The organism is Halomonas saccharevitans, assembly GCF_900116405.1.
Lineage (GTDB): Bacteria > Pseudomonadota > Gammaproteobacteria > Pseudomonadales > Halomonadaceae > Halomonas > Halomonas saccharevitans.
This window is the reverse complement of sequence record NZ_FPAQ01000017.1, coordinates 63,688-78,037: the sequence shown is the minus strand read 5'-3', so window position 1 is coordinate 78,037 and position 14,350 is coordinate 63,688. Positions and strand designations below refer to the sequence as shown.

26 protein-coding genes and 1 other RNA gene are annotated in these 14,350 nt (G+C 67.6%); 19 read left to right on the top strand and 8 right to left on the bottom strand.

Annotated elements, in window-relative coordinates:
* A partial coding sequence (locus BM388_RS09615) for an IS30 family transposase (protein ID WP_139233902.1) occupies nt 1-345 on the top strand: 345 nt, incomplete at its 5' end.
* Between the two features lie 297 nt (nt 346-642).
* Here the strand turns inward: BM388_RS09615 and BM388_RS09610 are convergent.
* From BM388_RS09610 to BM388_RS09580, 8 genes are all read right to left on the bottom strand, one after another.
* The gene (locus tag BM388_RS09610; protein WP_089849520.1) at nt 643-990 is read right to left on the bottom strand and encodes an AzlD domain-containing protein; all 348 of its coding nucleotides are present in this window, start codon (nt 988-990) and stop codon (nt 643-645) included.
* Nucleotides 983-1,729 (bottom strand): AzlC family ABC transporter permease, encoded by a 747-nt coding sequence (locus tag BM388_RS09605; RefSeq protein WP_089849518.1) that lies wholly within the window; start codon nt 1,727-1,729, stop codon nt 983-985. The genes BM388_RS09610 and BM388_RS09605 overlap by 8 nt, the downstream gene beginning before the upstream one ends.
* A complete protein-coding gene (locus BM388_RS09600; protein WP_089849516.1) occupies nt 1,726-2,253 on the bottom strand; it encodes a helix-turn-helix domain-containing protein in 528 nt (175 codons plus the stop codon). Before BM388_RS09600 ends, BM388_RS09605 begins: the two co-directional genes overlap by 4 nt.
* A 299-nt stretch (nt 2,254-2,552) precedes the next feature.
* Nucleotides 2,553-3,770: a GGDEF domain-containing protein gene (locus BM388_RS09595; protein WP_089849514.1), complete on the bottom strand. Its 1,218-nt coding sequence runs from the start codon at nt 3,768-3,770 to the stop codon at nt 2,553-2,555.
* Nucleotides 3,767-4,297, bottom strand: coding sequence for a molybdopterin-dependent oxidoreductase (locus tag BM388_RS09590; RefSeq protein ID WP_089849512.1), 531 nt, complete (start codon nt 4,295-4,297; stop codon nt 3,767-3,769). The genes BM388_RS09595 and BM388_RS09590 overlap by 4 nt, the downstream gene beginning before the upstream one ends.
* 312 nt (nt 4,298-4,609) lie before the next feature.
* Nucleotides 4,610-5,833, bottom strand: coding sequence for a serine/threonine transporter SstT (sstT, locus tag BM388_RS09585; RefSeq protein WP_089849510.1), 1,224 nt, complete (start codon nt 5,831-5,833; stop codon nt 4,610-4,612).
* A 296-nt stretch (nt 5,834-6,129) separates the two neighbouring features.
* A complete protein-coding gene (locus tag BM388_RS17575) occupies nt 6,130-6,675 on the bottom strand; it encodes a hypothetical protein (RefSeq protein WP_139233920.1) in 546 nt (181 codons plus the stop codon).
* A gap of 20 nt (nt 6,676-6,695) precedes the next feature.
* Complete coding sequence (locus tag BM388_RS09580; RefSeq protein ID WP_089849508.1) at nt 6,696-6,956, bottom strand: hypothetical protein; 261 nt, start codon at nt 6,954-6,956, stop codon at nt 6,696-6,698.
* Between the two features lie 385 nt (nt 6,957-7,341).
* Here BM388_RS09580 and BM388_RS09575 point away from each other — a divergent pair, with 385 nt between their 5' ends.
* The 18 genes from BM388_RS09575 (at nt 7,342) to BM388_RS09495 (ending at nt 14,349) form a co-directional block, all read left to right on the top strand.
* Nucleotides 7,342-7,638 (top strand): helix-turn-helix domain-containing protein, encoded by a 297-nt coding sequence (locus BM388_RS09575; protein WP_046079673.1) that lies wholly within the window; start codon nt 7,342-7,344, stop codon nt 7,636-7,638.
* Nucleotides 7,639-7,744: 106 nt separating this feature from the next.
* Nucleotides 7,745-8,227, top strand: coding sequence for a hypothetical protein (locus BM388_RS09570; protein WP_089849506.1), 483 nt, complete (start codon nt 7,745-7,747; stop codon nt 8,225-8,227).
* Nucleotides 8,224-8,451 carry a DNA-binding protein gene (locus BM388_RS09565; RefSeq protein ID WP_089849504.1) on the top strand — a complete coding sequence of 76 codons (228 nt, stop codon included), beginning with the start codon at nt 8,224-8,226 and terminating at the stop codon, nt 8,449-8,451. The genes BM388_RS09570 and BM388_RS09565 overlap by 4 nt, the downstream gene beginning before the upstream one ends.
* 39 nt (nt 8,452-8,490) lie before the next feature.
* Complete coding sequence (locus BM388_RS09560; RefSeq protein ID WP_089849502.1) at nt 8,491-8,802, top strand: hypothetical protein; 312 nt, start codon at nt 8,491-8,493, stop codon at nt 8,800-8,802.
* Nucleotides 8,799-9,215: a hypothetical protein gene (locus BM388_RS17840; protein ID WP_175535070.1), complete on the top strand. Its 417-nt coding sequence runs from the start codon at nt 8,799-8,801 to the stop codon at nt 9,213-9,215. Before BM388_RS09560 ends, BM388_RS17840 begins: the two co-directional genes overlap by 4 nt.
* Complete coding sequence (locus tag BM388_RS17835; protein WP_175535069.1) at nt 9,212-9,946, top strand: DNA glycosylase AlkZ-like family protein; 735 nt, start codon at nt 9,212-9,214, stop codon at nt 9,944-9,946. The genes BM388_RS17840 and BM388_RS17835 overlap by 4 nt, the downstream gene beginning before the upstream one ends.
* Entirely contained in the window at nt 9,943-10,182 is a 240-nt protein-coding gene (locus BM388_RS09550; protein ID WP_089849498.1) for a hypothetical protein, read from the top strand. The genes BM388_RS17835 and BM388_RS09550 overlap by 4 nt, the downstream gene beginning before the upstream one ends.
* Nucleotides 10,172-10,708, top strand: a complete 537-nt coding sequence (locus tag BM388_RS09545; RefSeq protein WP_139233919.1) for a host-nuclease inhibitor Gam family protein — start codon at nt 10,172-10,174, stop codon at nt 10,706-10,708. Before BM388_RS09550 ends, BM388_RS09545 begins: the two co-directional genes overlap by 11 nt.
* Nucleotides 10,705-10,896, top strand: coding sequence for a hypothetical protein (locus tag BM388_RS09540; RefSeq protein ID WP_089849494.1), 192 nt, complete (start codon nt 10,705-10,707; stop codon nt 10,894-10,896). Before BM388_RS09545 ends, BM388_RS09540 begins: the two co-directional genes overlap by 4 nt.
* Nucleotides 10,896-11,111 (top strand): hypothetical protein, encoded by a 216-nt coding sequence (locus BM388_RS09535; RefSeq protein WP_175535068.1) that lies wholly within the window; start codon nt 10,896-10,898, stop codon nt 11,109-11,111. Before BM388_RS09540 ends, BM388_RS09535 begins: the two co-directional genes overlap by 1 nt.
* An RNA gene (locus BM388_RS09530) (hammerhead ribozyme type II) lies at nt 11,111-11,180 on the top strand. Before BM388_RS09535 ends, BM388_RS09530 begins: the two co-directional genes overlap by 1 nt.
* Before the next feature lie 9 nt (nt 11,181-11,189).
* A complete protein-coding gene (locus BM388_RS09525) occupies nt 11,190-11,594 on the top strand; it encodes a hypothetical protein (protein WP_089849490.1) in 405 nt (134 codons plus the stop codon).
* Nucleotides 11,591-12,037 carry a hypothetical protein gene (locus tag BM388_RS09520; RefSeq protein WP_089849488.1) on the top strand — a complete coding sequence of 149 codons (447 nt, stop codon included), beginning with the start codon at nt 11,591-11,593 and terminating at the stop codon, nt 12,035-12,037. The genes BM388_RS09525 and BM388_RS09520 overlap by 4 nt, the downstream gene beginning before the upstream one ends.
* A complete protein-coding gene (locus BM388_RS09515) occupies nt 12,034-12,594 on the top strand; it encodes a gp16 family protein (protein ID WP_089849486.1) in 561 nt (186 codons plus the stop codon). Before BM388_RS09520 ends, BM388_RS09515 begins: the two co-directional genes overlap by 4 nt.
* Before the next feature lie 14 nt (nt 12,595-12,608).
* A complete protein-coding gene (locus tag BM388_RS09510; RefSeq protein WP_089849484.1) occupies nt 12,609-13,067 on the top strand; it encodes a hypothetical protein in 459 nt (152 codons plus the stop codon).
* Nucleotides 13,064-13,447 carry a hypothetical protein gene (locus BM388_RS09505; RefSeq protein WP_089849482.1) on the top strand — a complete coding sequence of 128 codons (384 nt, stop codon included), beginning with the start codon at nt 13,064-13,066 and terminating at the stop codon, nt 13,445-13,447. Before BM388_RS09510 ends, BM388_RS09505 begins: the two co-directional genes overlap by 4 nt.
* Complete coding sequence (locus BM388_RS09500; protein ID WP_089849480.1) at nt 13,447-13,839, top strand: Mor transcription activator family protein; 393 nt, start codon at nt 13,447-13,449, stop codon at nt 13,837-13,839. The genes BM388_RS09505 and BM388_RS09500 overlap by 1 nt, the downstream gene beginning before the upstream one ends.
* 174 nt (nt 13,840-14,013) lie before the next feature.
* Nucleotides 14,014-14,349, top strand: a complete 336-nt coding sequence (locus BM388_RS09495) for a putative holin (protein ID WP_089849479.1) — start codon at nt 14,014-14,016, stop codon at nt 14,347-14,349.
* Nucleotide 14,350: the final 1 nt, after the last annotated feature.

Sequence of the window (14,350 nt, the reverse complement as noted above, 5' to 3'; positions counted from 1 at the left end):
CTACTGAAACCTCGTCGGGGCGCGGTCCAGACCATCACGCTGGACAATGGCTCCGAATTCGCCGAGCACCAAGCCGTGTCCAAGGCAGTGACAGCAGCGACATACTTCTGTGATCCCTACTGCTCCGGGCAGCGTGGGACCAACGAGAACACCAATGGCCTGATACGGCAGTACTTTCCCAAGGGAACGGACTTCCGCCAGGTCACCGATGCCGAGCTTCGCAGGGTGCTCAGGAAGCTGAATGACCGCCCTCGAAAACGGCTCGGCTATCGGACACCGGCACAGGTATTCCTGGGGGAATACTCAGGAGCCCTGGATACCGCAGGTGCTGCACTTATTGCTTGAATTCAGGATTCAGACGCAGCAGAGAACGAGAGATCTTCCGAGAAGAGCTATTCTTCCAATGATCTCCTGCGTCAAAGGTACACGAGCGGTACACACACCAGCTCCCTGTGCTATCCTCAACCTTAGCTAACCTACTGATTCCAAAGGACTGTACCTTTCGCTCGATTACGGTTGCTTTTCCTTGTGTTTCAGTAACTTATTGTTTTAAAAGCGATCTCATAATCCCTTGGTCGCAGATTCAAGCCCTGCTAGATCCACCACGCCCTCTAGCAATCACGCTTCTTTCTATCCCTTCTCTTAAAGCACCCAACTTGCCAGCACCACCACGGCGCCAAAGGCCGCCACGCCGGCCGCTACCGGCCAGCCGAGGGTTCGTGTTCGCCACCATATGGCGAGGTTTGCCAGCACGCCGATCCCGGTCGCGAGCCAGGAGACGGCGTCCAGCGTCTTCGGCACCAGCGAGGTGCCGAGCAGGGCGGCGATCATCAGCGGCCCCAGGATGCCGAGCCACTGGGGCATGGCGTCGATTCCGTCGTCCTGGCCCAGCCGGGCCAGGCGGCGCCGCATCCACAGCATCGGCAGCAGCCGCAGCAGCAGGGTACCGACGGCCGAGGCGATCACGGCGATCCACATAGCGCTACTCATGGCGGGCTCCTTGCGTGTGTGCTGAGTGCTTGGCGGGGCGGCACTTCACGGCCTGGAAGCACAGCGCTCCGCAGGCGGCGGCGAGGGGAATCGCCAGGTTGGTGAAGCCCGTCACGGTCAGGGCGAGGGCGCTCAGGATGGTTAGGCCCAGGGCCAGGTTCCAGCGCCGCGAGGTAAAGCGCGGCACCACCAGCACGAGAAAGAGAGCGGGCAGGGCGAAGGGCATGATCTCGCCGAGCAGCGGCCAGCGCGCCATCAGCTCCTCGCCGGCCAGCGCCCCCAGGGCGGTGCCGGCGATCCAGCTGGCCCAGGCGAACAGGGCGGCGCCGGTGAACCAGCCGAGCCGCTGCGCTTCCGGCAGCTGCGGCAGGCGGGTGTGCGCCAGGGCGAAGACCTGGTCGGTGAGGGCGTGCATCAGCCAGGGCCAGCCGCGGCTCGCCGTCAGCCAGGGGGCCAGGTTGGGGGCATACACCACGTGGCGCACGTTGATCAGCAGCGTCATGACCACCACCAGCCACAGCGGCGAGCCGGCGGCGGCCATGCCGACGAACAGGAACTGCGAGGCGCCCGCGTAGACCAGGGCCGAGATCAGCACCGCCTCCTGGGCGCTGAAACCGGCCTGGATGGCGACCAGCCCGAAGGAGATGGCCACCGGCACGTAGCCGCCGAGCAGGGGGATCGCCTCGCGGATGCCAATCAGCCAGGGGCGCGGCGACGAGGAAATGGCCTGCTGGCTCATCGGTGGGACTCCCCGTGATAAACCACGCTGACCAGCAGGGTGGCCCAGTCGTCACTGGTGCGGTAGCAGTGCGCTCGGTCGGCGGCAAAGGTCAGGGTATCGCCGGCGGCGAGCCGGCGGGTGTCGCCCTCTGGCCCGGCCTCGAGGTGACCGCTGATCAGGGTCAGGGATCCCCTAGCGCCGGGGGTATGCGGCTCGGCGACGCGGGTGGTGAAGGGGGCGCAGCGCATCCAGTAGGCATCGACCTGGGGGCTCTCCTTGCCCTGATCGATCAGGCGCACTTCCACGCCATCCTCGCCGAGGGGCACGGCGATGGGGGCGACCAGGGTGCCGAAGGGGACCTTCAGCTGCACCGCCAGGCGCCAGATGGTGTCCAGGGTGGGGTTGCCGTTGCCCTGCTCGAGGCGCGACAGGTTCGACTTGGCGATGCCCGCGGCGGCGGCCAGCTGCGACAGCGACCAGCCCTGGGCCTTGCGCAGGGACTGCAGGTGCTGCCCCAGGGTGCTGAGGGAGGGGGTATCCATGACAGGCGCTCTCGTTGTTCCTTTTAACGAACGTTCTATAGAAAGAACGGTCGCCTGTCAAAGGGCGGCGCTGTCAGTGCCGAGTTAGGCCACAGGAACCGGCCATGGCTGGGGAGATCGAGCGCGGGAGCGTCGCGCTGGGCGACCGGTTGGAGGCTGCCATGGAGGGGCGCCTGAGGCGAGCAGCTCGGCGTTGCGATCAGTGCACTGCCCAGCACGAGGGCCCGCGGCGATGATGCCTGTTTCACTTCGTCTGGCGAAGGCCTGCTTTGGAGTCTGACAGCGGAGCAGGGTCGCGCCTAGCGTGCGGTGTCTTGCTGCAACGCGTCGAGCTCATCATCGTCTAGGGGCGTGCCGGTATTGGCGACCTCCGGCAGCGCGTCGCCGCTGACCACGCGATCCCGGCCGGCTTCCTTGGCGGCATAGAGCCGCCGATCCGCTCGGGTATAGAGGTGTTCGAAGCTGTCGCCTTGCCGGGCCTCGGTCACGCCGATGCTGACGGTAAGTCGATAATCTCCGGCCTCCGTTGGCAGCGGCATGGCGCGCGTGGCCTCGCGGACTCGTTCGGCGAGCTGTCGTGCGTCCTGGCCATCGGTGTCCGGCAGCAGCACCGCAAACTCTTCGCCGCCCATGCGCGCCACGGTATCCAGGCGTCGCACCTGGTGCCGGAGTATCTCGGCGAAGGAGGAGAGCACCTCGTCACCCACCGGGTGGCCGAAGGCGTCGTTGATGTGCTTGAAATGATCCAGGTCGAGCAGCATGAGGCTCAGCGGCGAGGGGTGGCGCTGGCGACGGGTGAACTCCTGTTCGGCTACCTCCTGCAGGCGACGACGATTGAAGAGCCCGGTGAGCATGTCGGTCTGGCTCAGGTGGCGCAACTCGTCTCGCTGGCGCTGCAGGCGCAGCATCATCAGCATCACCGCGCCGACGGCGGCCACCACCATCACCAGGAGACCGAACACCGCGGCGGTGAGCCACTCCATCAGATGGCGCTGTCCGGCGGAGGCGTTCTGCACCAGCAGGCTGAGCTCGCTGTAGCTCCAGGCGAGCCCCGCCTCGACCTCGAGCCCAAGCGTGCGCAGCGCTTCGATCTCCTCACCGTCGAGCCCATCGCGCTGAGCCCGATCGAAGCGGGCCTGAAGTGTGGCGATGCGCTCCTGAACCAGGTCCAATTCGTCGATCAGCGGTGCGTAATCCTGGCGGGGAAGGTCGCTGCGCAGTACCTGTACCCGGAGGTTCTCGATGCGCCGGGGAATGCGCGGCAGCAGCTCTCCAAGCTCCTCCTGGTGGGCCCGATGATCCGGATGACCGTCGTCGAGACGCATCAGGGTCGTCCGCAGCTCCTGGGGATCTGACTGGGAGCGGACCACGTCGGCGACCATGGCGGTGTAGTCGGCACCGACATGCTGTCGCGCGTGAACGGCGTAGTAGGTGATGGCCGCGGCACAGGTCGCGACGATCAGCCCGAAGGCCAGCAGCAGGCGATGGCGCAAGGCCCTGGCCGGGGCAGTCGTCATCTCGCGCGGATTTCCTCGAGCGCCCAGATCCAGCGATTCATGGGTGCCGAGCCGTCAAGGACGGCCTCGGCATCGTCGGGCACCACCAGCATCAGCGGGCCGAGCCGATCTACTCCGATCGGCTCGCCGTCCAGCCGTGTTGCCAGGAGGTAGGCCTTCTCGTTGCGCTGGGCGAGGGTGAGGAAGGTGGTGTAGCCATCATCGGCGATGAAGCGCACGCGTTTCGCGTCTTCCAGGCCGTTCGCCGCCAGGAAGGCGTTCAGCCAGACACCCGAGAAGCGGCCCTCTGGGCCCTCGGGATGCTGCATCTGGATGTGATAGAGCTCGTCGGTGGCCTCGATCGCCTCCAGCGAGAGCTGCTGGCGGTCGCTGCCCTGCGCAAGGGTCAGAATCGGCATGGGCGTGGCGCCGCCATCCGCGGCGTGGGCGTTGATGGCCAGCAGCAGGCAAAGTCCCAGGAAAGGCAGCCGAAAAGCGGACGGGAGGGAGCGGTTGAAGCGGCGGCAGGCGAGCAGGAGGGGGATCATGGCGTCAGCGCTTCCTGATAATCGTGGGCGGTGGCCGGTTTCCGATCGCTCGATACCGGTGACGAACTGTATCTAAACGTTCCCACTATCGTAAATGTCGCCGATGCTGTCTATCTTCAGTCGCGATGTTGCCTCAACGTTATCATCCTAAAGAATGATGTGTTGATTTACGTTAAGGGTTGGAAAAACTCATTATCTCGGCAGGCGATGCGCGGCAGGACGCCGCTGGGGGAGGGGGAGTTCCGTTGCTGGCACGCGGCCCCGTAAAGAGCACGGGACCGCGGCGTTTTCTCTCAGACCTTCATCTTGCGATCAGGCCTGGGCGTTTTCCTTGCGGCGGCAGGCGGCCGCGGTGAACAGCACGTCGGTGGAGGAGTTCAGCGCCGTCTCGGTGGAGTCCTGCACCACGCTGATCACGAAGCCGATCGCCACCACCTGCATGGCCACGTCGGTGGAGATGCCGAAGAGGTTGCTGGCCATGGGAATCAGCAGCAGCGAGCCGCCGGCCACGCCGGAGACGCCGCAGGCGGCCAGTGCCGAGACGACGCACAGCAGCAGGGCGGTGGGGAAGTCGACGCCGATGCCCAGGGTATGGGCAGCCGAGAGTGTGATCACGGTAATGGTGATGGCCGCGCCGCACATGTTGACCGTCGCGCCCAGCGGGATCGAGATGGAGTAGGTGTCGGCGTGCAGCTTCAGCCGCTTGCACAGCTCCAGGTTGACCGGGATGTTGGCCGCCGAGCTGCGCGTGAAGAAGGCGGTGATGGCGCTGCCGCGCAGGCAGGTGAAGACCAGCGGATAGGGGTTTTCGCGGGTCTGCCAGTAGACGATCAGCGGGTTGGTGACCAGGGCCACGAACAGCATGCAGCCGACGATCACCGCCAGCAGGTGGCCATAGTCGAGCAGGGCATTCATGCCCGACTCCGCCAGGGTGTTGGCGACCAGGCCGAAGATGCCCAGCGGGGCGAAGCGGATCACCAGGCGCACGATGTTCGAGATGGCATCGGAAAGATCGCCGAGCAGGTTACGGGTGCCGTCACTCGCCTGGCGCAGCATGATGCCAAGGCCGATGGCCCACACCAGGATGGCGATGAAGTTGCCTTCCATGATCGCCGTGACCGGGTTGGCGACGGCGTTGAGCAGCAGGTTCTGGAGGATCTCGATGATGTCACCCGGCGGGTTGCCGCTGACCTCGGGGCGATCCAGCGCCAGGGTGGTGGGGAACGCGAAGCTCGCCACCACGGCCACCAGGGCGGCGACCAGGGTGCCGATCACGTAGAGCACCATCACCGAGCGGATATGGGTCGGCTGACCCTTCTGGTGGCTGGCGATGGCCGCGGTTACCAGGATGAACACCAGGATCGGGGCGACCGCCTTCAGGGCGGAGATGAATAGCTGGCCCAGCAGCGAGACCGATTGGGCGGTGTCCGGCGCGAGGGTGGCGAGCAGGATGCCGCAGACGATGCCGATGGCGATCTGGGGGATCAGCCCCAGTCGCATCAGCGGGCGGCCGAGGGTTTGCAGGGTGGCGATCATGGAGGATCTCTCGAATTGTAATGGGCGGACAGGCGCTTCCCTGCCGGACCGGCTCGAACGCTCGCGTCGGCGGCGCCGGTAAGCGCCGTGACGCGAGCGTGCGGCCTGCCCAAGGCGGGTAGCCGAGACAGGAAGCGCCTGCGTGGCGCGCGCGATTCTAGCAGTAATCACTGCTGCGATGGGCGAATTATCTGTCTATGGGATATAGTTCAGATGTTGCTACTGAAAAGCGAGGTTTCGGAGGGAGGATCTCGTCGCACGTCATGCCTTGAGCCCAGGGCTAGAGTGGCCGAAGGTTAGCGGCGAGTGAGGGGAGACAAGGAGTATGGGACATAGGGGGAAGTGGGATTTGGTGGCAGCAAGGAAGACATAACGGGACGGAAAGTGCGGCGTGGCGCGGGCTGGCGAGCAGTGGCGCGGCGCGGACGGGGTGAGCGGGACGGGCGGCGATGGTTTGGGACAACGGGCCGCCGAGGGGAAGATGGGCCACATGAAGTGAGACGGGCGCCGCGAGGGCGCCCGTTGTGTTTAAGGGCGTTCAAAGCATCCGGCGGGTAACCGCCGCATACCCGCTGTTTAAGGGCCAGTACCTGGCGGCGCAGCCAGGCCACCTCGGGGCACGGTCCGCCGCCGCACGACTGCCGGGCCTGGCTGCCGCTGCCCTCGCCTTCCTGCCGATCCTTCCTTTCGACGTTGCCGCCGATCACCACCGTGCCGGTGTTGTTGACGATGTCGCCAATGCTGATGTGGATCGAGCCCCCGCCGCTGCTGGCGCCGTCCTGGCGGCTGTCGTCCTCGTCGGCTATCGCCTCGTCGATCTTCTTCAGCAAGTCGTCGATCACTGCCTTGGCTCCCCCTGCGTCTATCTGAATGCCGCCAGCTCTATCACGTTGTCCAGGCTGGCCTCGTCCATCGGCTTTTCCTGCCGGATATAGAATTCGTACACCAGGCGCACGATGCGCGCGCGGGCCTTGGGTGACAGGTCCGGGCGGCGCTTGTCGAGCAGCGCCAGCACCTTCAGGGCGATCTGCTCCAGGGCGTCGAGGTCGGCGTCGGGGCGGCCCAGCCCGGCCGGCGGCTCGCCGCCCTCGGGGTCGCCTTCGCCCGTGGCCAGCCATCCCACCGATATCCCCGCAGCTCTAGCCATACTCACCAGGGCGGTCACCTGTGGCTCTGACTGCCCTGCCCGCCACTTACGGAGCACCGAGGTCGACACATTGGCCTTATGCGACATGCTTGTCACACCCCCGACGCGCCTTATTGCCACGGATATGCGCTCCCCGAGCGCGTCAACCTTCCCGGCCTGAACATTGACCTGATCGTGTTGAGAAGTTTGACGCGTCATAGTTCCACCTAACCCATTGATATTAGTCGTGTATGTGCAAAGCGAGCCCATTTGGAGCGCACGTTTAAACATTGACCCGCTCCATTTGTCTTGACCGTCGCTCTATATGTGTCGCATGATGTAGCCATGACGCAACACACATGCACCAAGAGAGCGTTGGCACATGACCAAAAGCAGCAGTCCGAAAAAAGCCGCCCTCAAGGACTGGCACCGCGCAGACATTGTCGCGGAACTCCGCAAGGCCGGCTGGAGCCTGCGCCGCCTGGCGACGCATCACGGCTATGCCTCTCCGACCACCCTGACGAATGCGCTGGCCCGGCCCTGGCCGAAGGGCGAGCGGATCATCGCGGAGGCGATCGGCATTGACGCGGCCACGATCTGGCCGAGCCGCTATCACGCCAAGGGTACCACTGGCGCCCGTAAAGGGCATCGGGATACGAACCGTCGAAACGCTGCATAAGACCGCCCTCATTCGTCGTTTGAGTTGAGCGTAGGCCGCCGAGCCGGACCCGCCTAACCACAAGATGCGACGACGTTTGGAGGCCCCTGGAGGAAGGAGGGTGCAAATGACGCGCAAGCGCTGGAAACCGACCACGCCGCAGACCATGCAGCACGCGATCCGCCTGTGCCTGGACTATGCGCTGCACAAGCACAACCGGAGCGTGCCGCGAGTGGCGGACCTGATCGGCACTACCGAGTGGACCGTCTACGGCTGGATGAAAGACGGGTCGATCCCGAGCAAGCGGATCCGCCCGTTCGAGTTCGCCTGCGACGCCACGTTCGTGACGCAGTACATCGCCGCCAGCGCGCAGAAGCTGGTGATCGACATTCCCGTCGGGCGAGCCAGCAGCCAGGACGAGCTGCTCGACCTGCAGAACCGCCTGAACGATGCCGTGGCCCAGCTGACGCGCTTCTATCGCAGCGAGGCCGATGCGGCTGACGTGCTGCACGGCGTGACCCAGGCCATGGAGCAGCTGGCCGGCCACCGGGAGAACGTGCGCAAGCACGACGCCCCGGAGCTGGCGCTGTTCGAGGGAGCGGAATCATGACGCGGGAATGGTACGCCCCCAAGGAGCTGGCCGGCCTGCCCGGCATGCCCGACACCCACAGCGCCGTGGTGCGCCGGGCCAAGCGTGACGACTGGGAGAACCGTCGCCGCGCCGGACGTGGCGGTGGCCGCGAGTACGCCTTCGGCTCGCTGCCGACCGAGACCCAGGCCACGCTGCTCAAGCAAGCCCAGCCGGCCGCGCCGGCCCGCCCGGCCCGGCGCTGAGCATATCCGCGACGCCTGGCAGGACCTGGGAGGTGAGTCGTGAACGCCCCGACCGTGATCCCCGGCCCGCATCACCCCGACCTGTTCGATGGCGAGACGCCGCAGCAGTGCTCGCCCGACGACCTGGCGGCGTACCGCGTGGGCGTCGCCCCGGCCGGGCACCGCGAGGTGCGGGTGGTGCTGGAGCTGGCCGCCTTCACCGCGCCGCAAGCCTGCCGCCGCGCCGAGGCCATCGTGCTGGGGCGCGAGCCGTCCGGCGAGCTGGAGACCGTGAGCCTGGAGCGCCTCGAGCGCCCGGTGACCGCAGACGAGAAGCGGGCCTACCTGGCCCGCCACGGAGGTGTCGCATGATCTACCCCGACGAGACCCTGGACTACTACGCCGACCGTTTCGTCCAGCTGCGCCTGGCCCGGCACGGCATCACGCTGCCGCAGTACCTGGCCAACATCGAGCGCTGCGAGCGCCGCGCCCTGGAGGCCGAGCCGCCGCTGCCCGCTCAGCAGGCCGTGATCCTGCGCCTATGGGCCGAGCAGGACACCGGCCTGGCGATGGATACGACGCCCTCGGTCCGCGTCGAGCCGCACCGGAGCGACGACCACCAGGACTGGCGCGAGCTGGTCGCCCGCTGGCGCGCCGAGGCCGACGCCGCCGAGCGTCCGGTCGCCCACCTGCCGCGCCGCAACGGCGCGGCCATCGAACCGCTTCGCCACCACCGGCACCCGCGCAACGGGGCCGCCGACTTTGCTCGGAGGAAGATCCAATGAAGGCATTCGCTTCCCAGGACGACCTGGACGTGGCCCTCGAGGACGAGATCCGCGAGATCCTCGGTCGCGCCACCGGCCCGCTGACGCTGGCCGAGATCTACGCCCACACCACCCTGGCTGAGGGGCGCCACAGTGTGGCTTCCCGACTCGCCTTCATGACCCAGCAAGGCGCCCTGGTGGCCCATCCGCACGGCGACGGTCGGCGCTACAGCCTGCCGATGCTCGCCCAGGGCGAGGGCGCCACCCCGCCCACGACCATCAAGGGGCGCGTCGAGGCGCACCTGGCACATGTCGGTAAGCCGCTGTCGCTGCGCCAGATCGCCGACAACCTGCACCTGGACCGCAAGGCCGTGACCCGCGCGCTCAACGCCCTGGGTCGCGACGTCCGGGTCGAGAAGGTGCAGCTGGAGCGGGGCCGCGTGGCGTGGCGCACGATCGCCGCCGAGTCCACGGCGCCGGCCGCGCCCGAGCCGGTCGCGCCCGAACCGGCCAGGCCCAGCATGCAGCAGCTGATCGCGGGCCTGCGCCAGGCCTGGGGCGTCCCAGCGGCCAGCCTCGAGTCGAGTGACGAGGCCGCCGCCGAGCCGGTGTTCGCCCTGGCCAGCGACGGCAGCCTGACCCTGTGCGCCCACGAGACCGAGCTGCTGCTGGATGCCGACGAGGCCGAGGCGCTGATGGCCTACCTGGCGCCCTGGGTGATCAGCCGCCACGCCGACAGGAGATCCGCATGACCGTACTGCAACGCCTCACCAGCCTGGAGGAGATCGGGCAAAGCCCGGTCGCCCAGGTGCTGCAAGACATGGGCGCCCTGGGCGCCAACCAGGTCGCCATCACCGTGCGCGATGACAGCGACACCGTACTGGGCGGGCTGGTTTGCCTGCACGGCCCCAGCGCCCAGCGCTACATGCAGGCCATCGACGCCGTAACCCGTGAGATCGAAACCGAGGAGCAAGACCGTGAACAGTGAGACTCCCATGGAAACCGTGAACAAGCGCGCCGAGGACTACGCCGCCGAGCGCGACCGCCTGTGCCAGCTGATCGAGACCCTGGAGCGCCAGGTGGAAGACGCCAAGCGCCAGGCCCTGCCGGAGATCCGCGACGCCGTGCGCCGCACCAGCGAGGCCCACGACCGGCTGCGCGCCTCGGTCGAGGCCAATCCCGAGCTGTGGGAAGGCAAGCGCCGCACCGTGGTGATCGCCGGGGTGCGCGTGGGCATGACCAAGGGCAAGGGCAAGCTGACCTGGGACGACGCCGCCCAGGTGGTGAAGCTGATCCGCCGCCACTTCCCCGATCAGTCCGAGGCGATGATCCGCGTGCGCGAGGAGCCGATCCGCAAGGCCCTGGCCGAGCTGACCGTGACCGAGCTGAAGCGCGTGGGCGTGACCGTCGAGGAGGCCGACGACCAGGTGGTGATCAAGCCCACCGACAGCGAGGTGGACAAGCTGGTCAGCAAGCTGCTCGAGGACGCCGAGCGCTTCGAGGAGGCGGCATGAACGAGGTCGCCGCGCGCTGGAGTTCGCGCAAGTTCTGGACCGCCATGATCTGGCAGGCCGTGCTGGTGTGGCTGCTGGTCGCCGGCCACCTGCCGGTCGAGGTATTCGAGACGCTGACCTGGCTGCTGCTGGGCGGCTATATCGCCGGCAACGTCGCCCAGAAATGGCTGCTGAAGGAGGTGCGCTGATGCCTGTTACCGAGGTGAGGCTGCGCCGTAGCGGTGACGGCTACGTGACCGGCACCGTGCAGGGCAAGCGGGCGTCCTGCAGCTGGAGCGATGCCGAGGCCGTGAAGCGCCTGGGCGCGAAGCTCTACGGCGACAAGCTGCGGCGCGTGGACTGCATGGAGCGCTATCGCGACCAGGGGCGCCTGCACAGCCGCTGGCAGATCCTGCACGACTGAAGCGAAACGCCCCGCCCTGCGCGGGGCGTCTGCCGGGCGTGGTGGCCCGGCACTGATGAGCAGCCAGTGAGGTAAGCGATGGATAAGTGGAAAGAGATCAAAGAGCGCCTGGCGCACCTGGGTGGCACCGTTGAGCTGCTGGCGGACGGCTACACGCTGTCGCTGGCCAAGGTGCACAACGGAAAGAAGATCTTCGTGCGCGTGTTCGTGGACGGCGTTGCGAAGGGCGAGTGGACAAAAGTCGAGGACGGCGCGCCGGTACATCCTGAGGCGCGGTTCTGGCGGCCAATGAAGCGGGCGGCCTATCGCAAAAAGGGGTATGCGAGCTTAAAGCGCGTGTTTGGCAAGAAGGAAGCCGACCGCCTGGTGACGCCGCAGGTGATCGGTTTTGTGCCGGACTTTGGCACCGAGGGCGCGGTGGTGGCCCACCTGAAAAAGCACTTCCCGGATCTCGAGATCAAGGACGACGAGGCGGCGTCATGAGCATCCAGCGCGAGCCGTACAAGCCGACCGCCGCCGAGTGGACGACCAATCTCGACATGCTGTGCACGCACTGCGAGCACGCCTGGGGCTGCGACGTGCTTGAGCAGATGATCGAGATGAAGAACGGCGGCGCCTGGCCCGAGGGTGGCTGGGTGACCGATCCGGGCGCCGGCGTCACCTGCCTGAGCTATCGTCCCGTGCGTCGTGAGCGGCTGTCCCGCCAGCGCCTGCGCCAGGCGATGCGCGCTGCCGTGCCCATGTGCTCGGGCTGTGCGGCGCAGAAAGGCAGCGAGGCCTCGGTGAGCCTGCATACCCAGCGCGACTTCGCCGCCGCCGTGAGGGATCGGGCCGTGTTCGCCTGCCACCAGGGCGACAACCACGGCAAGCCCTGCGGCGGCTGGTGCCGGACGGTGAAGCGGCAGATGAAGGGAGTCTCCTCATGATCAGCAAGAACAAGCTGGCCCAAATCCATATCGCCCGGCAGCAGTTGGGCCTGGCCGACGACGAGTATCGCGCCGTTCTCGCCCGCGTCGCCGGGGTGCGCAGCGCCAAGGATCTCGATGGCCGCACCGCGGCGCGCGTGCTCGAGGAGTTCAGGCGGCTGGGCTGGAAGCCCAAGGCGCCCAAGCGCGCCGGCCGGGTGCCGAACACTCTCAACAAGCACGAGATGATGGGCAAGATCGAGGCCCTGCTGTCGGAGCTGGGCGCGTCCTGGGCCTATGCCGAGGCCATCGCCAAGCGCCAGACCGGCATCGAGCGCATCGACTGGCTGCGCACCGAGAAGCAGTTCCGGGGCGTGATCGCCGCACTGGAGGCCGAGCGGGAGAAGCGTAGCCGGCTGGCCGCCGTGGACCGCTTCCTGGCCTACGTCGGCGAGAATCGCGAGAGCCTGGCTCGCCGCTACCGCCTGCCGCCCGGCTGGGAGCGCGATCGCCAGCTGCTGGGGCGGCTGCTCGACGCCCTGCCCGAGCCCGATAAGTGGCTGTCAATCACCCCATAAACGCTGGAGAATCGATGGATATTCGCTGCCCCTGCTGCCACAGCCAGTTCAACTTGGAGCACGTCACCGAGGACGAGGCGCTGCGCGAGATGATGGCGCTGCTGGCCGACCTGCCGCGCGACGTCTCCCGGCCACTGGTCGCCTATGTGGGGCTGTTCCGCGGCAAGACGCGGGCGACCGCCTACGAGCGGCAGCTGCGCCTGTCGCGGGAAGCGCTGGCCTTGGCCAGCGACACCAGCCTGGTCGGTGCGGCCATGTCCGAAACGGTCGAGGCGATCCGCGCCAAGCGCGAGACCGGTCAGGACACTCGCCCGCTCAAGAACCACAACTACCTCAAGAGCGTGCTGGTCTCGCTGGGTGCCCGCGCCGAGGCCAGCCAAGCGATGGCCGGCGTCGAAGGCCAGCCCCCGCAGCGCCCGGCCAAGGGCGTGATGCGCGCCCTGCAGGCGCTGGACCAGGGGCGCCAGTCATGAGTCAACCGGCCCAATGGTTCCGCGACGAGATCACCACCGGCCTGGCGCGGCTGCTGGTGCTGCGCCTGCCCAGCGCCCCCTGGGAGGACGAGGCCGCCTACACCCAGCAGACCTGGATCGACACCCTGTGGCAGGCGCCGGTGGGCTGGGATCCCGAGCTGGACGCCGGCCGCCTGCGCGCTGGCTTCGCCCGGCTGGCCCGCGAGGCCGATCGCTGGCCGGTGCCGCGCCAGCTGCTCGAGGCGCTGCCCTCCCGGCCCCAGCAGCCGCGGCTGGCCAAGCCGCCGATGAGCGAGGCTCAGCGCCGCCGCAACCAGCAGCGCATGGCCGAGATGGTGCGCGAGCTGGGCATTTCCTCACGCCGTAAGGAGAACCGCTGATGCTGGACGTTCGCGAGATCCAGGAGCTGCCGCAGTCGCTGACCGACGTGGCCGAGGCCATCGGCCTGGCGGCGACCCTGGCGCTGGTGGAGCATGCCGGCGGGGTGCGCATCTACGTGCTCGAGCGCCTGGGCGACGAGCACCGGCTGATCGACTGGCTGGGCCGCGAAGCGGCGGTCCGCCTGTCCGAGGCGCTGGCCATGGAGGAGCTGGTGGTGCCGCGCTGCGCCGACGCCCTGCGCCGGGTGCGCAACCGCCAGATGCGTCTGGAGCGCGACCAGGGCGCCCGCCCCGCGGAGCTGGCCCTGCGCTACCGGCTCACCGAGCGCCAGGTCTACACCATCCTGTCCCGGGCCGACGACGAGGCCCGGGACCAGATCTCCCTGCTGTAAGCCCGGCTAGACCGCGCTGGCCGGGCGCGCTAACCTGCCTGCACTTCCCGCCAAGCGCCGCACCTCGCGGCATCCGCTGAAGCCCTTCGCCTGCCTCGCCATCCCCGCGGCCGTTACCGTCAAGGCTCGACGTTCCCGACGACTCGATGCCTGCATTCAGACGGAGATGGCCCGATGTTCACCACCCTGATCGACAAGCTGCGCGCGCTTCCCTGGCTGCTGCTGGCCCTGCTGGCCACCGCCGTGGTGGCGTGGCTCGCCCCCTACCAGCTCGGCGTGCTGGTGTGGTCGCTGTCCAAGCTGGCCTTCGGTGCCTACCTGGGCTACTGGATCGACCGCACCATCTTCCACTACGCCCGCCCGCACGACTTCTTCCGCAAGGCCAATCGCCTGGCCGCCCAGGATTTGCGCAACGGCGCCCGTCACCTGCGCCACCAGGCCAGCCTGGCGACCCTGCGCCGCGCGGCGGTGATGGCCGCCGCCATCCTGGCGCTGGGCCTGGGGGTGTAAC

Bases quoted from the DNA above. Each gene is read 5' to 3' on its own strand.
- BM388_RS09610 (WP_089849520.1), bottom strand. From the start codon at position 990: ATGAGTAGCGCTATGTGGATCGCCGTGATCGCCTCGGCCGTCGGTACC.
- BM388_RS09605 (WP_089849518.1), bottom strand. From the start codon at position 1,729: ATGAGCCAGCAGGCCATTTCCTCGTCGCCGCGCCCCTGGCTGATTGGC.
- BM388_RS09600 (WP_089849516.1), bottom strand. From the start codon at position 2,253: ATGGATACCCCCTCCCTCAGCACCCTGGGGCAGCACCTGCAGTCCCTG.
- BM388_RS09595 (WP_089849514.1), bottom strand. From the start codon at position 3,770: ATGACGACTGCCCCGGCCAGGGCCTTGCGCCATCGCCTGCTGCTGGCC.
- BM388_RS09590 (WP_089849512.1), bottom strand. From the start codon at position 4,297: ATGATCCCCCTCCTGCTCGCCTGCCGCCGCTTCAACCGCTCCCTCCCG.
- sstT (WP_089849510.1), bottom strand. From the start codon at position 5,833: ATGATCGCCACCCTGCAAACCCTCGGCCGCCCGCTGATGCGACTGGGG.
- BM388_RS09575 (WP_046079673.1), top strand. From the start codon at position 7,342: ATGACCAAAAGCAGCAGTCCGAAAAAAGCCGCCCTCAAGGACTGGCAC.
- BM388_RS09570 (WP_089849506.1), top strand. From the start codon at position 7,745: ATGACGCGCAAGCGCTGGAAACCGACCACGCCGCAGACCATGCAGCAC.
- BM388_RS09565 (WP_089849504.1), top strand. From the start codon at position 8,224: ATGACGCGGGAATGGTACGCCCCCAAGGAGCTGGCCGGCCTGCCCGGC.
- BM388_RS17840 (WP_175535070.1), top strand. From the start codon at position 8,799: ATGATCTACCCCGACGAGACCCTGGACTACTACGCCGACCGTTTCGTC.
- BM388_RS17835 (WP_175535069.1), top strand. From the start codon at position 9,212: ATGAAGGCATTCGCTTCCCAGGACGACCTGGACGTGGCCCTCGAGGAC.
- BM388_RS09550 (WP_089849498.1), top strand. From the start codon at position 9,943: ATGACCGTACTGCAACGCCTCACCAGCCTGGAGGAGATCGGGCAAAGC.
- BM388_RS09540 (WP_089849494.1), top strand. From the start codon at position 10,705: ATGAACGAGGTCGCCGCGCGCTGGAGTTCGCGCAAGTTCTGGACCGCC.
- BM388_RS09535 (WP_175535068.1), top strand. From the start codon at position 10,896: ATGCCTGTTACCGAGGTGAGGCTGCGCCGTAGCGGTGACGGCTACGTG.
- BM388_RS09525 (WP_089849490.1), top strand. From the start codon at position 11,190: ATGGATAAGTGGAAAGAGATCAAAGAGCGCCTGGCGCACCTGGGTGGC.
- BM388_RS09520 (WP_089849488.1), top strand. From the start codon at position 11,591: ATGAGCATCCAGCGCGAGCCGTACAAGCCGACCGCCGCCGAGTGGACG.
- BM388_RS09515 (WP_089849486.1), top strand. From the start codon at position 12,034: ATGATCAGCAAGAACAAGCTGGCCCAAATCCATATCGCCCGGCAGCAG.
- BM388_RS09510 (WP_089849484.1), top strand. From the start codon at position 12,609: ATGGATATTCGCTGCCCCTGCTGCCACAGCCAGTTCAACTTGGAGCAC.
- BM388_RS09505 (WP_089849482.1), top strand. From the start codon at position 13,064: ATGAGTCAACCGGCCCAATGGTTCCGCGACGAGATCACCACCGGCCTG.
- BM388_RS09500 (WP_089849480.1), top strand. From the start codon at position 13,447: ATGCTGGACGTTCGCGAGATCCAGGAGCTGCCGCAGTCGCTGACCGAC.
- BM388_RS09495 (WP_089849479.1), top strand. From the start codon at position 14,014: ATGTTCACCACCCTGATCGACAAGCTGCGCGCGCTTCCCTGGCTGCTG.